This is a genomic window from Rathayibacter sp. AY1A7, assembly GCF_002930845.1.
Classification (GTDB): domain Bacteria; phylum Actinomycetota; class Actinomycetes; order Actinomycetales; family Microbacteriaceae; genus Rathayibacter.
Map to the genome: position 1 here is coordinate 111499 of NZ_PSTL01000007.1, position 12859 is coordinate 124357.

Consider the following 12859-nt stretch of genomic DNA (forward strand, 5'->3'; position numbering starts at 1 on the left):
TCAGCGGACCGCCAGCATCACATCGACGACCGTGTCGAGCAGCAGGTCGACCTGCGCCTCGGCGTACCCGCCGCGCTGCGGGGCGAAGGAGACGGTCCGCACGTCGTCCACGGTCAGCACCGATCCGTCGCGGAAGTAGCCGGAGATCCTGTCGGCGAAGGCGTCGACCTGGCGGATGTTGTAGCCCGTCGTGAGAGCGCCGGCCCGGGTGAACCGCTCGCGGGGAGCGCGGGCCAGCCGGTTCACGATCTCCTGGGCGGTCGACCGCGCGTCCGCGAGCCACGCCTCCTCGCCCCGGGCCGCGATCGCGTACTGGCGCTCCCGCAGGGCGAAGGCGTCCTCGAGGCGCTCGAGCGCCGCATCGACGTGGGGCGCGGAGTAGCCGCCCTTGCGCAGGGTGAACGCGGTGTGGCGCAGGTCGGCGGCGCGGAGGTCCGCCGGTCCCCCGGAGAGCTGCGAGTAGGCCTCGCGCGCCGACGCGAGGAAGGAGTCGACCTCGGCCGTGTCGTAGCCGGGACGGGACTCGCGGGCTCGGGGGAAGGGAGCGGTCATCCCGACATCATGCCAAGCCGCGCGCCGGGAGCGGAATCGGCACGCCCCGGCGAGGCGTGCGCTCAGTGGGCGAAGAGGAAGTACAGCACGTAGGCCGCTGCGGCCGACGGCAGGATCGAGTCCAGCCGGTCGAGGACTCCCCCGTGGCCGGGCAGCCAGGAGCTCATGTCCTTGATGCCGATGTCGCGCTTGATCAGCGACTCGGCGAGGTCGCCGAGCGTCGCGGTGAGCAGCACCACGGCCCCGAACACCGCACCGACCCACCAGGGCTGGCCGAGCATCAGCAGGGCGAGCAGGACGCCGACGACGATCCCCGCTACGGCCGCACCGGCGAACCCCTCCCAGGTCTTCTTCGGGCTGATCCGCGGTGCCATCGGGTGCTTGCCCCAGGTGAGTCCGCTCACGTAGGCGCCGGTGTCGACGACGATCACGAGCACCAGGAACGCGAACGCCCAGAGCTGGCCGCCGGGCTCGGCGACGAGACGGATCGCGAAGGCGCCGAGGAAGGTCGTGTAGCCCTGGACGAACGCGCCGAGGCCGATGTCGAGGGCGAGGTCCCTCCGGCTGGAGGCGGTGCGCCGGAAGAGCTGCTCCCCCAGCCGCCAGAGGCCGACGAGGACGGATCCGCCGAGGACCGTGGCCCACGCGGCGCCGAGGCCGCCGTAGTAAGCGGCCGGCACGGCGACGACCGCCACGATCCCGGTCGGGATGCGCGGGATGTCGCGACCGGCGTGGCGCAGGGCGTTCGAGAGCTCCAGCGCCGCGAGCAGCACCACCACCCCCGCGAGCACCATGAAGAGCTCCTTGACCAGGAGGAGGCTGACGACCATCGCACCGCCGCCGAGGAGTCCGATCGCGGTCGCCGACACGAGGTTCCGGCCCGAGCGCGCGGTCAGGCGGTCGTTCGTCGCCTCGAGCTGGGCGCGGGTCGCCTCGAGCTGGCGCTCGACGTCGGCCCGGCCCTGCTGGGCGCGCGCACGCAGCGCGTCGCGGGTGACCATCCGGGATCCCCGGGCACCCGGGACGTGCGGAGACGGTCTCTTCTCGCCGCCCTCGGGTCCTTCGGGGATCTCGGGCACCGCTACACCTCGAGCAGTTCGGATTCCTTGCGCTTGAGCGCCTCGTCGATCGCGTCGACGTGCTGCTTCGTGAGCGCCTCGAGCTCCTTCTCGCCGCGGGCGAGCTCGTCGTCGCCGATGTCGCCCTTCAGCGCGTCGAGGTCGTCCTTGCCCTTGCGGCGGATGTTGCGCACCGCGATCTTGGCGTCCTCGGCCTTGGTGCGGACGATCTTGACGAACTCCTTGCGGCGCTCGGCGGTGAGCTCCGGCAGGGTCACCCGGATGATCGTGCCGTCGTTGGTCGGGTTCGCGCCGAGGTTCGGCATGTCCCGGATGGCCTGCTCGATGTCGCGGAGCGAGCCCTTGTCGTAGGGCGTCAGGACGAGCGTGCGGGCCTCCTGGTTCTGCATCGAGGCGAGCTGCGACAGCGGCGTCGGGGTGCCGTAGTAGCTCACCAGCACCTTCTGGAACATGCCGGGGTTCGCGCGTCCGGTGCGGACCGTGGAGAAGTCCTCCTTGGCGACCTCGACGGCCTTGCCCATCTTGGTCTTCGCGTCGGCCAGTACATCCGAGATCACAGGGAGCTCCTTAAGAGAGGGAAGTGGTCAGTCTAGTTCGAGACGAGCGTGCCGAGCTCGGCGCCGCGGATGGCCTTCGCGACGTTGCCCGAGGGCTCCATGCCGAAGACCTGCATCGGCATGCCGTTGTCCATGCAGAGGCTGAACGCGGTGGAGTCGACCACCTTGAGGCCCCGCTGGAGCGCCTCCTGGTAGGTCAGCGCGTCGAGCTTCTTCGCGTCGGGGTTCGTCCGCGGGTCGGCGTCGTACACGCCGTCCACGCCGTTCTTGGCGACGAGGACCACGTCGGCGTGCGTCTCGAGCGCGCGCTGCGCGGCGACCGTGTCGGTCGAGAAGTACGGGAGTCCGGCGCCGGCGCCGAAGATGACGACGCGGCCCTTCTCCATGTGCCGGATCGCCCGGCGGGGGATGTAGGGCTCCGCGACCTGCGTCATCGCGATCGCTGACTGCACGCGCGTCTCGGCGCCCGCCTGCTCGAGGAAGTCCTGGAGGGCGAGGGCGTTCATCACCGTGCCCAGCATGCCCATGTAGTCGGCCCGGCCGCGGTCCATGCCGCGCTGCGAGAGCTCGGCTCCGCGGAAGAAGTTGCCGCCGCCGACGACCACCGAGATCTCCACCTCGGTCGCGGCATCGGCGATCTCGCGCGCCAGGGCGCTGATCACGTCAGGGTTCACGCCGAGCGTGCCGGCTCCGAACGCCTCCCCCGACAGCTTCAGAAGCACCCTGCGGCGCTTGCCCGTCGTCATCGCATCCGTCTCCGTCATGGACGTTTCCTCCCGTAGACCCGTACAAACCTATCCCGCGCGGAGCGGGCCCCGCGACCACGCCCGGGACCGCCCCGGGCAGAGCGAAGGGAGCCCGGGTCGACTGAACGACCCGGACTCCCTCCTGCAGTGCTGTTAGGCGCCGACCTTGAAACGGGCGAAGCCCGACACGGTCAGGCCCGCGTCGCTCAGGACCTTGCTGACGGACAGCTTGTTGTCCTTCGCATAGTCCTGGTCGAGCAGGGCGACCTGCTTGAAGTACGCGTTCACGCGTCCCTCGATGATCTTCGGCAGGGCGGCCTCGGGCTTGCCCTCGCCGCGCGAGATCTCCTCGACGATGCGGCGCTCGTTGTCGACCTCGGACTGCGGCACGTCCTCGCGCGAGAGGTAGGACGGGTTCGCGAACGAGATGTGCTGGGCGACGGAGCGCGCGGTCTCGGCGTCCTCACCCGCGTAGCCGACGACCACGCCGACCTGCGGGGGCAGGTCCTTGTTCGTCTTGTGGAGGTAGATCGCGAAGTGCTCGCCCGAGACGGAGGCCACGCGGCGCAGCTCCACCTTCTCGCCGAGGATCGCGGCCTCGTCGTTGATGAGGTCGGCGACGGTCTTGCCGTCGGCGGGGGCCGCGAGGGCCTCCTCGACCGTGGTCGAGCCGGCGGCGACCACCGCGGCGAGCACGGCGTCGGCGAGGGCGATGAACTTCGTGCCCTTGGCGACGAAGTCGGTCTCGCAGGCGAGCTCGATCATCGTGGCGACGCCGTCCTTCTCGGCGGCGGCGACGAGGCCCTCGCTCGTCGAGCGGTCGGCGCGCTTCGCGTTGCCCTTGGCGCCCTTGAGGCGGAGGATCTCGACCGCCTTGTCCAGGTCGCCGTCGGCCTCGACCAGCGCGTTCTTCGTGTCGACCATGCCGGTACCGAGCTGCTCGCGCAGCGTCTTGACGTCAGCGAGGCTGAAATTTGCCATGTTCTCGGAACTCCTCTTGGTTCGGAAACCCTGTGGCGCCGTCACTCGCGGCGGGCTCACGGGAGGAGCCCAGCACGCCGAGGTGACGGCGGTTCTTACTCGTGGTGAACGTGCACCGACCGAGCGGGGGCCGGACGACCGCGGGTGCGGCGTCCGACCCCCGTCACGGAACGGGGTGTCAGGCGGTGGCGGTCTCGTCGGTCGAGGTCGCGGCGGCGTCGGCCTCGGGGGCCTCCTCCGCGGCGGGGGTCTCGGCCTCGACGACGGCCTCGTCGGCGGTCTCGGCCTCGGCGTCGGCGACCTTCTCGGTCTCCGCGCCGGCCTGCTCGTTCGGCTCCTGCACGTCGGCGGCGGGCGCACCGGTGGAGAGCAGCTCCTGCTCCCACTCGGCCAGCGGCTCGACGGCGGAGACGTTGCCCTCGGCCTCGGGCTTCTGGTGGCGCTGGATGAGGCCCTCGGCCGCAGCGTCGGCGACGATGCGGGTAAGCAGGCTCACCGAGCGGATCGCGTCGTCGTTGCCCGGGATCGGGTACTGGACCTCGTCCGGGTCGCAGTTCGTGTCGAGGATGCCGATGACCGGGATGCCCAGCTTCTTGGCCTCGTCGATCGCGAGGTGCTCCTTCTTGGTGTCGACGACCCAGAGGGCCGACGGCGTCTTCGAGAGGTTGCGGATGCCGCCGAGCGACTTGTGCAGCTTGTCGAGCTCGCGCTTCTTGATGAGGAGCTCCTTCTTGGTGAAGCCGCTCTTCGACGTGTCGTCGAAGTCGAGCTCCTCCAGCTCCTTCATGCGGGCGAGGCGCTTCGAGACCGTCTGGAAGTTGGTCAGGAGGCCGCCGAGCCAGCGCTGGTTCACGTAGGGCTGGCCGACGCGGGTCGCCTGCTCCGAGATCGCGTTCTGCGCCTGCTTCTTGGTGCCGACGAAGAGGATGGTGCCGCCGTGGGCGACCGTCTCCTTGACGAAGTCGTAGGTCTTGTCGATGTAGGCCAGCGACTGCTGGAGGTCGATGATGTAGCTGCCCGAGCGCTCGGTCAGAATGAAGCGCTTCATCTTCGGGTTCCAGCGACGGGTCTGGTGCCCGAAGTGGACGCCGCTGTCGAGCAGCTGGCGCATGGTGACGACTGCCATGAGTCGTTCTCCTTGTCTCGGGGCCCGGGCGCACGACGGCGCCGAACTCCCGTTCGGTTGTCTGCGACGGCCGGTCGGCACGTCGCCCTGGCGCCCGGCGCACTCCCGCCCCGGCCGCATGAGCGGAGAGGGACCGTGGGGAGCGGAGGCCGAATGGGCGCGCGTAGTCACCCCGACGAGCGAGGTGCTCCGTGGAGTCTAGCACCAGGACGGCCGCCTCCCCCGCTGCTGCGGGAGGGCGGCCGTCGGGGCTCGGAAGACCGGTGCTACTTGCGCGCCGACTTCATCACGGTGCGGATGTGCAGGGTGTCCATCTCCTCCAGAGAGCGGCCCTTGGTCTCGGGCACGAACATGAAGACGAAGACGAACGAGATCGCCGCGAAGGCGGCGTAGAGGCCGTAGGCCAGGGTGAGCGACACGTCCTGCGAGAGGATCGGGAAGGTCACCGTGATGGCGAAGTTCGCGATCCACTGGGCCGATGCCGCCAGGCCGAGGGCGGCCGCCCGGATCCGGTTCGGGAAGATCTCGCCGAGGAGGACCCACACCAGCGGGCCCCAGGTCGCGCCGAAGAAGACGACGAACGCGTTCGCCGAGACGAGGGCGATCGGCCCCCACGCGCCGGGCAGCGAGACGTCCTCTCCGCTGATCGTCGACTGGCTGAAGGCGATGGCCATCAGCGCGAGCGAGACGGCCATGCCGGCCGAGCCGACCAGCAGCAGCGGCTTCCGGCCGACCTTGTCGACCAGGAAGATCGCCACGAAGGTGACGACGACGTTCACGACCGAGGTGAAGACCGAGATCGCGAAGGAGTTGGACTCGTCGAATCCGACCGCGCTCCAGAGCGAGGTGGAGTAGTAGAAGATCACGTTGATGCCCACGAACTGCTGGAACACCGACAGCAGGATGCCGACCCAGACCACGGGGAGCAGGCCGAGGGCGGGGCCGCGGAGGCTGGAGCGCTTCGCGTTCTCGGAGTCCTCGTCGATCTTCTTCTGGATGTCCGCGAGCGCCTCGTCGACCTCGTCGCGCGGCGTGACCGTCGCGAGCACCGCGCGGGCGTCCTCGGAGCGGCCGCGGGTCGCGAGGTAGCGGGGCGACTCCGGCAGGGTCAGGGCCAGGAGGCCGTAGATGACGGCCGGCACGGCGCAGGCGATGAACATCCAGCGCCAGGCGGCGACGCCGAACCAGAAGGGCTCGGAGGCGCCGTCCGCGCCGTTCGCGATGAGGGTGTCCGAGAGCAGTGCGGCGAAGATGCCGAGCGTGATCGCCAGCTGCTGCAGCGACGCGAGGGCTCCGCGGATGGCCTTGGGCGCGATCTCCGAGATGTAGGTCGGAGCGATCACGGAGGCGATGCCGATGCCGAGGCCGCCGACCACGCGCCAGAGCACGAGGTCCCAGACCGCGAACGCCGCGCCGGCGCCGATGGAGGAGATGAAGAAGAGCCCGGCGCCGAGCAGCATGACCTTGATGCGGCCCCAGCGGTCGGCGAGGCGGCCCGCGAGGTACGCGCCGAGTGCGCAGCCGAGCAGCGCGGAGGCGACGGCGAAGCCGATCAGCGCGGCCGAGAGCTGGAACTCGCCCTGCACCGCCTCCACGGCACCGTTCACCACCGACGAGTCGAAGCCGAAGAGGAAGCCGCCGACCGCCGCCGCGATCGCGAGGCCGATCACCTTCCTCTTCAGCTTCGCCGCCGAGGGGTTCGGGATGTCCGCTCTCCCGCTGGTCGTGTCAGATCGTCCGCTGGTCATGGTCGTCTCCGATTCTCGCCGCCGGTGGGGGCGGGGTGCCGCTCCCGAGCCGGATCACCGGCACGTTACTCCTCGCCGCGGCACCACCGGGACGGGTTGCGCTCTCCCCCGGCCGATGTCCTCCCTCCACAGCCGGGCCCGTCGCGCTCTCCTCCCCTGATCCGCTCGGCCGACCACCGGTCCCGGACCCGCTCCAGGAGGCTGGCCGCATGCTCCGATCCCGACTCCTGCGCCCGGGCGTGTTCGCCCTTGCCGCTCTGCTCGTCGGGGCGCCTCTCGGCGCCTCGCCCTCCGGCACCTCGTCCCCCGGCCGGTCCGACCCGCGGTGGACCTCCCCCGTCGCGGGCTTCTCCGTCGTGGAGCCGTGGGGCACGCCGGCCCACCGCTACGCCCCCGGGCACCGCGGGATCGACCTCGCCGCAGCGGCCGGGCAGCCCGTGGTCGCCGTCGCGGCGGGCACCGTGTCGTTCTCGGGCAGGGTGGTCGACCGGTCCGTGGTGAGCATCGTGCACGCGGACGGTCTGGTCTCGACGGTCGAGCCGGTCGACGGATCGGTGACGGCGGGGCAGGTCCTCACCGCGGGCCAGCCCGTCGGAGCAGTGGGTGCGGGCGGCCACTGCGACGGGAGGTGCGTGCACCTCGGCGTCCGCGAAGGTGGCGACTACGTCTCGCCGATGCGGTTCTTCGGCGGGATCCCCCGGGCGGTGCTTCTGCCGATGGACGACGTATCGCAGGGTGTTGAGCGAGTGGCGCGGAAGGGTGCGTCCGGTGACTCGCGCGTCCGGTCAGGCGCGGGGGTGGGCGAGGCGGTAGGCGTCGCGGATCCGCTCGGTCGAGACGTGGGTGTAGATCTGCGTGGTGCCCAGGCTCGCGTGGCCGAGCAGCTCCTGGACGGCGCGGAGGTCGGCTCCGCCGTCGAGCAGATGGGTCGCCGCGGTGTGGCGGAGGGTGTGCGGACCGGACGGTCCGGAGCCCTGCCCGCCGTCGAGGAGCCTCGCCACCACGCCGTAGACCGTGCGCGGGGTGAGGCGCGCGCCCCGCCGTCCCAGCAGCAGGGCCCCGCTCCCGTCGCCGGTGGCGAGAGAGGGTCGGGCGCGCTCCAGGTAGTCGACGAGCGCCTCCTTCGCGGGGACGCCGAACGGGACGACCCGCTGCTTGGCGCCCTTGCCGGTGACGAGCACGGTGAGCCTGCCGAGATCGACGTCGCCCAGGTCGACGGCGACCAGCTCGGAGACGCGGATGCCGGAGGCGTAGAGCAGCTCGACGATCGCGAGGTCCCGCAGCGCCACCGGGTCCTCGGTCGCGCCTCGCGCCGCGACCGTGTCGAGCACCTTTTCCGCCTGCGGGAGCGTGAGGACCCGCGGCAGTGTCCGTCCCGACTTGGGCGTCTTGAGGCGTGCGGCGACGTCGACGGGGAGCCGCTCGGTCCGATGCGCCCAGGAGGAGAAGGAGCGGACGGCCGCGGTGCGCCGGGCGAGGGTCGCGCGGGCGATCCCCGACTCCGACTCTCGCCAGAGCCAGTCGCGCAGCAGCTCGAGGTCGAGCTCGGCGGTGAGGAGCCGCCCCTTCTCCTCCGTGTGGGCGATCAGGCGCGCCAGGTCGGAGCGGTAGCCCTTCGCGGTGGCGGGCGAGAGGGACCGCTCGTCGAGGACGTACCGGAGGAAGTGCTCGACCGAGTCGGCGAGCGTCTCGCCGGTCATGATCCGTCCGGCATCCGCGACCAGAGGTCGATGCGCCCCTGCTCGTCGAGCCCCTCGAGCCGCTCGATCAGGTCGGTGCCGAACCGCGTCGCGATCGGGGCCGGTGCCGTCGGCACGAACGAGGCGGCCACCGTCTCCGGGTGGACGTGGACGAGCGAGAGGCTCTGCGCTCCGTCGACGCCGGCGAGCTCCCGCTCGGGCGCTCCGAGGTCCATCGTGTAGCTGGTGGCGCCGGCGACGAGCACGGGCACGCCCGCGAAGGTCGCAGCCGTGGGGTAGTGCAGGTGGCCGCCGAGGATCGCGCGGACGTCGGTTCCGCGCACCACCTCCTCGAGGCGGTCGATCCCCCGCAGCTCGAGCACGGTCATCGCGCCGAGCGGCGTGGGCAGCGGAGGGTGGTGCAGGGCGAGGATCGTCCCGAGCGGGGCCGGTGCGGCGAGCTCGTCCTTCAGCCAGGCCAGCTGGGCGTCGGTGAGGTCGCCGTGGTGGAAGCCGGGCACCGCGCTGTCGAGCGCGATGAGCCGGAGCCCGCCGAGGTCGACGACCTGGTCCACGGGTCCCGCGCCCGCCGGGTCCTGCTCGAGGAGCACCCGCCGGAAGGCTCCGCGCTCGTCGTGGTTGCCCATCACCCAGACGATCGGGCAGCCGAACCGCTCGCCCACGGGGTCGAGCTGCTCGCGCACGCGCCGGTAGGCGTCCTCCTCGCCGCGGTCCGCGACGTCCCCGGTCACCACGATCGCGTCCAGGCGTCCGCCGCGCTCGGCCAGCCGGCCGACCGCCTGCGCGAGGCGGGCGACCGTGTCGACCTTCCCGTAGAGCGGAGCGCCGTCGGCCAGCAGGTGCGTGTCGCTCAGATGCGCGATGACCCTGTCGGCGGCGCGGAAGTGCCCGAGCTGCGGGCGCTCTCCGCCGTGTCCTGCTGCCGTGGCGTCCATGCCGCTCCCCTCGCCGATGCCCCTTCAGCGTAGGGCGGACCGCCGACAGCGCCGCGGCGGCGGGGCCGCTCACCCGGGTGCCCGCTCCCAGTCCCCGTCCTCGGAACGGTGGACGCGTCCGTCTGCGAGGAGCGCACCCAGCGCCGACAGTGCCGAATCGAGCGAATCCCCGGAGAGCCGGGCGACGGTTGCGGCGTCACAGCCTCCTTCGGATTCGACGACGGCCAGGACTCGCGCCTCAGCCGCGGTCAGCGCTCGGCACGATCCGTCGGCGTCGCCGACGGCGAGCAGTTCGAGCACATCCGCCGGCGAGGTGACGCAGGTCGCCGCGTACTCGCGGAGGAGCCGGTGGCAGCCGGCGGAGGAGGCACTGGTGACCGGGCCCGGGACCGCGCCGAGGGGGCGGCCCAGGGCAGCCGCGTGGCCGGCGGTGTTGAGGGAGCCGGAGCGGGCGCCGGCCTCGACGACGACGGTGCCCGCGGTGGAGGCGGCGATGAGGCGGTTGCGCTGCAGGAATCGCCAGCGGGTGGGCGTGGTGCCCGGCGGGACCTCCGTCGCGACGGCGCAGCCGGGGGTGGCGATGATGCGGTGGAGGAGGTCGGCGTGAGCCGTCGGGTAGAGGCGGTCCGCTCCCCCGGCGAGGAAGGCGACCGTGCGGCCTCCGGAGCCGAGGGCGGCGCGGTGGGCGACCGCGTCGATCCCGAAGGCACCGCCCGAGACGACGGAGACGCCTCGCGCCGCGACGCCCGCGGCGAGCTCGGCGGCCACGTGCTCGCCGTAACCGGTCGCAGCGCGGGCGCCGACGAGGGCGAGGCGGTGCGGCGGATCGAAGGCGGCGGGATCACCGCGCAGCCAGAGCAGGAGTGGCGCGTGCGGCCCGAGGTCGTCGAGCGACTCGGGCCACACGGGAGCCCCGGGCAGGAGCAGACGTGCGCCGAGTCGCTCGGCGATCTCGAGACGGCGGAACAGGAGTCTGCGGTCCAGGCGCGGTCGCCAGCGCGCCAGCCCCGACTGGAGGGCGGCGACCTCGGAGTCGAGGGGCACGGGTGCCGGGCCTCCTTCGTCGGAGGGAGCGCGATGCGGGGGCGCGAGGATCTCCTCCGCAGACGACGAGGACACGACGTGTGCGAAGGCCTCGGCCGCGCCGACCCTCTCGATGAGGAGGGCTGCGACGGAGTCGCCGGGCTCGGTCAGAGAGTTCCAGCCGCACCGGGCTGCAGCGTCGACGAGTGCGCTCCGAGCGCAGCCGGACTCACCCGAAGGCTCGCCATCGGCAGCGGAGTCCGGATCGGCTGCGCCGCTCGGCAGCAGTCGGCGAACGGCGTCGAGCTCCGCGCCGTCGAAGAGCGCGTCGGGCCGGATCACGCGGCACCTCCCCGGAGGACGAGCGCGCGCGCGAGATGGGCGGCACTCGGCCGGTCGGCTGCGTCGAGGTCCGCGAGCGTCCAGGCCAGGCGCAGGACCCGGTCGTAGCCGCGCATGGTCACCAGACCTCGCTCCAGAGCCCGGTCGAGCGTGCGGGACTCGGCACTGGTCGGGCGCACCGCGTCCGAGCGCAGCCAGGCGCCGGAGACCTCCGAGTTGAGCGTCCACGGGGTGGAAGCGAGGCGAGCCGCTGCGAGGGACCGTGCCGCGGCGACACGATCGCGGGCCTGTGCCGTCGACACGCCGGACGTGTCTCGGCGCGCGGCCAGTTGAGCCGCGCTGATGCGGCGGACCGTCAGGCGGATGTCGACGCGGTCGAGCAGCGGTCCGCTGAGCCGCGCGAGGTAGCGGCGGCGGACCGAGGGAGCGCAGGTGCAGGTCTCTCCGGGGATGCCGAAGCGGCCGCACGGGCACGGGTTCGCCGCGAGGACGAGCTGCACCCGCGCGGGGAACTCGGCGACGGCATTCGCGCGGTGGATGCGGATCACGCCGGATTCGAGCGGCTGGCGCAGCGCGTCCAGGGCCACCGAGGAGAACTCGGGGGCCTCGTCGAGGAACAGCACGCCCCTGGTGGCGCGGGCGACCGCGCCGGGACGGATGCGGCCGCTGCCGCCGCCGACGATCGCTGCCGACGAGGCCGAGTGGTGCGGACTCTCGAACGGCGGCCTGCGCACCAGCGCGCCACCGGTCGGCGCTCCGACGAGCGAGCGCATGCAGGTGGCCTCGAGCGCTGCATCGTCGTCGAGGTCGGGGAGGATGCCCGGCAAGCGCGAGGCGAGCATCGTCTTCCCGGCGCCGGGAGGCCCGAGCAGGAACACGTGGTGCCCGCCCGCCGCCGCGACGACCATCGCCTCGGCCGCCTCCTCGTTCCCCACCACGTCGGAGAGGTCGAGGCGGGCCTCCGGCTCGGACACCGTCTCAGACGGCGGCGCGGCCTCGGGGAGCACCGGCACTTCCCACTCGGCTCCGTGCCAGACGGCGGCCGCCGCCAGCGAGGAGACCGCGATCACCTCGACGCCGTCGACCAGCTCCGCCTCGAGCCGGTCCTCGACGGGGACCATCACGCGGCGCCTGCCCTCGCGGGCGGCCGCGAGCACCGCGGGCAGCACGCCCGGGACGGAGCGCAGTCGGCCGTCCAGGCCGAGCTCCCCGATGTGGACGACCGCGGCGACCGACTCCGCATCGACCTCGCGGAGCGATGCGAGCGCGGCCAGCCCGATGGCGAGATCGAAGGCGGAGCCGTGCTTGGGCATCGCGGCCGGCGAGAGGTTCACGGTGATCTTGTACTCGGCGATGGTGCTCCCGGAGTTGATCGCCGCCGAGCGCACCCGCTCCTTCGCCTGCGCGAGCGCGGCGTCGGGCAGCCCGATGATCACCATGCCCGGGGTGCCGTCGGCCGAGTGGGCCTCCACCCCGACCACGGCTCCCGCGAAGCCGACGAGACCGACCGCGGAGGTCCTCCCCAAGCCCATCAGGCCACCGCCCGCAGGTGCCGGATCTGCGACGGGACTCCCCCGGGAGCGACGATGCCGACCGCGTCGATCCGCAGATGCCGGGAGCGCTCGTGGTGCTCGTCGGCCCAGGCGTAGGCGAGTCGCCGCAGGCGCTGCGCCTTGGCCCGCGTGATGGCCTCGACCGGAAGCCCGAAGCGCGTCGACGAGCGCGTCTTCACCTCCACCACGACCAGTGCCGACCCGTCGCGGGCCACGATGTCGAGCTCGCCCTCGCGGACCCGCCAGTTGCGGTCGAGGATCTCGAATCCGTTGTCTCTCAGGTGCGCCGCCGCGATCTCCTCGCCGCGCCGCCCCAGTTCGTCCTTGTCCATGCGTCCTCCTGCCGGAAGCGTGCCGGAGCAAGAACGAGCGCTGTACGGCCGGGAGGGGATCCGGGGAGAAGAGGGCCGAGGTGGCGGGTGGGGAGGGACGTCGGCCGTGGTCTCGATACGCCGCCGGGTGCGGCTACGCGACCAGCTGATGTATCCGCGCCGCCTGAAGACGAGACCCGCGGAGC

Annotated in this window: 12 protein-coding genes and 1 pseudogene; 1 reads left to right on the top strand and 12 read right to left on the bottom strand. The window is 72.3% G+C overall.

Annotated elements, in window-relative coordinates:
• From C5B95_RS07985 to C5B95_RS08015, 7 genes are all read right to left on the bottom strand, one after another.
• Positions 1 to 552 (bottom strand): DivIVA domain-containing protein, encoded by a 552-nt coding sequence (locus C5B95_RS07985; protein ID WP_104226865.1) that lies wholly within the window; start codon positions 550 to 552, stop codon positions 1 to 3.
• A 62-nt stretch (positions 553 to 614) separates the two neighbouring features.
• Positions 615 to 1553 carry a phosphatidate cytidylyltransferase gene (locus C5B95_RS07990; protein ID WP_104232500.1) on the bottom strand — a complete coding sequence of 313 codons (939 nt, stop codon included), beginning with the start codon at positions 1551 to 1553 and terminating at the stop codon, positions 615 to 617.
• 80 nt (positions 1554 to 1633) lie between these two features.
• Positions 1634 to 2188: a ribosome recycling factor gene (frr, locus tag C5B95_RS07995; protein ID WP_104232499.1), complete on the bottom strand. Its 555-nt coding sequence runs from the start codon at positions 2186 to 2188 to the stop codon at positions 1634 to 1636.
• Positions 2189 to 2220: 32 nt separating this feature from the next.
• Entirely contained in the window at positions 2221 to 2934 is a 714-nt protein-coding gene (gene pyrH, locus C5B95_RS08000; RefSeq protein ID WP_374952923.1) for a UMP kinase, read from the bottom strand.
• Positions 2935 to 3087: 153 nt separating this feature from the next.
• Positions 3088 to 3915, bottom strand: a complete 828-nt coding sequence (gene tsf / locus C5B95_RS08005; protein WP_104223895.1) for a translation elongation factor Ts — start codon at positions 3913 to 3915, stop codon at positions 3088 to 3090.
• Positions 3916 to 4093: 178 nt separating this feature from the next.
• Positions 4094 to 5041: a 30S ribosomal protein S2 gene (gene rpsB / locus C5B95_RS08010; RefSeq protein ID WP_104223896.1), complete on the bottom strand. Its 948-nt coding sequence runs from the start codon at positions 5039 to 5041 to the stop codon at positions 4094 to 4096.
• Positions 5042 to 5307: 266 nt separating this feature from the next.
• Positions 5308 to 6789, bottom strand: coding sequence for a sugar porter family MFS transporter (locus C5B95_RS08015; protein ID WP_104223897.1), 1482 nt, complete (start codon positions 6787 to 6789; stop codon positions 5308 to 5310).
• 209 nt (positions 6790 to 6998) lie between these two features.
• On the opposite strand from C5B95_RS08015, the pseudogene C5B95_RS18080 reads away from it, so the two are divergent.
• A pseudogene (locus C5B95_RS18080) lies at positions 6999 to 7451 on the top strand (murein hydrolase activator EnvC family protein); the annotation flags it as partial.
• 123 nt (positions 7452 to 7574) lie between these two features.
• Here the strand turns inward: C5B95_RS18080 and C5B95_RS08025 are convergent.
• From C5B95_RS08025 to C5B95_RS08045, 5 genes are all read right to left on the bottom strand, one after another.
• The gene (locus C5B95_RS08025; protein WP_104348901.1) at positions 7575 to 8489 is read right to left on the bottom strand and encodes a tyrosine recombinase XerC; all 915 of its coding nucleotides are present in this window, start codon (positions 8487 to 8489) and stop codon (positions 7575 to 7577) included.
• Complete coding sequence (locus tag C5B95_RS08030) at positions 8486 to 9424, bottom strand: phosphodiesterase (RefSeq protein ID WP_104223899.1); 939 nt, start codon at positions 9422 to 9424, stop codon at positions 8486 to 8488. The genes C5B95_RS08025 and C5B95_RS08030 overlap by 4 nt, the downstream gene beginning before the upstream one ends.
• 69 nt (positions 9425 to 9493) lie before the next feature.
• Positions 9494 to 10468 carry a DNA-processing protein DprA gene (dprA, locus tag C5B95_RS08035; protein ID WP_258059867.1) on the bottom strand — a complete coding sequence of 325 codons (975 nt, stop codon included), beginning with the start codon at positions 10466 to 10468 and terminating at the stop codon, positions 9494 to 9496.
• Between the two features lie 317 nt (positions 10469 to 10785).
• Complete coding sequence (locus C5B95_RS08040) at positions 10786 to 12321, bottom strand: YifB family Mg chelatase-like AAA ATPase (RefSeq protein ID WP_104348902.1); 1536 nt, start codon at positions 12319 to 12321, stop codon at positions 10786 to 10788.
• On the bottom strand, positions 12321 to 12674 hold the full coding sequence (locus tag C5B95_RS08045) for a YraN family protein (protein ID WP_104223901.1): 354 nt from the start codon (positions 12672 to 12674) through the stop codon (positions 12321 to 12323). Before C5B95_RS08045 ends, C5B95_RS08040 begins: the two co-directional genes overlap by 1 nt.
• Positions 12675 to 12859 lie beyond the last annotated feature (185 nt).

Bases quoted from the DNA above. Each gene is read 5' to 3' on its own strand.
- C5B95_RS07985 (WP_104226865.1), bottom strand. From the start codon at position 552: ATGACCGCTCCCTTCCCCCGAGCCCGCGAGTCCCGTCCCGGCTACGAC.
- C5B95_RS07990 (WP_104232500.1), bottom strand. From the start codon at position 1,553: ATGGTCACCCGCGACGCGCTGCGTGCGCGCGCCCAGCAGGGCCGGGCC.
- pyrH (WP_374952923.1), bottom strand. From the start codon at position 2,934: ATGACGACGGGCAAGCGCCGCAGGGTGCTTCTGAAGCTGTCGGGGGAG.
- tsf (WP_104223895.1), bottom strand. From the start codon at position 3,915: ATGGCAAATTTCAGCCTCGCTGACGTCAAGACGCTGCGCGAGCAGCTC.
- rpsB (WP_104223896.1), bottom strand. From the start codon at position 5,041: ATGGCAGTCGTCACCATGCGCCAGCTGCTCGACAGCGGCGTCCACTTC.
- C5B95_RS08015 (WP_104223897.1), bottom strand. From the start codon at position 6,789: ATGACCAGCGGACGATCTGACACGACCAGCGGGAGAGCGGACATCCCG.
- C5B95_RS08025 (WP_104348901.1), bottom strand. From the start codon at position 8,489: ATGACCGGCGAGACGCTCGCCGACTCGGTCGAGCACTTCCTCCGGTAC.
- C5B95_RS08030 (WP_104223899.1), bottom strand. From the start codon at position 9,424: ATGGACGCCACGGCAGCAGGACACGGCGGAGAGCGCCCGCAGCTCGGG.
- C5B95_RS08040 (WP_104348902.1), bottom strand. From the start codon at position 12,321: ATGGGCTTGGGGAGGACCTCCGCGGTCGGTCTCGTCGGCTTCGCGGGA.
- C5B95_RS08045 (WP_104223901.1), bottom strand. From the start codon at position 12,674: ATGGACAAGGACGAACTGGGGCGGCGCGGCGAGGAGATCGCGGCGGCG.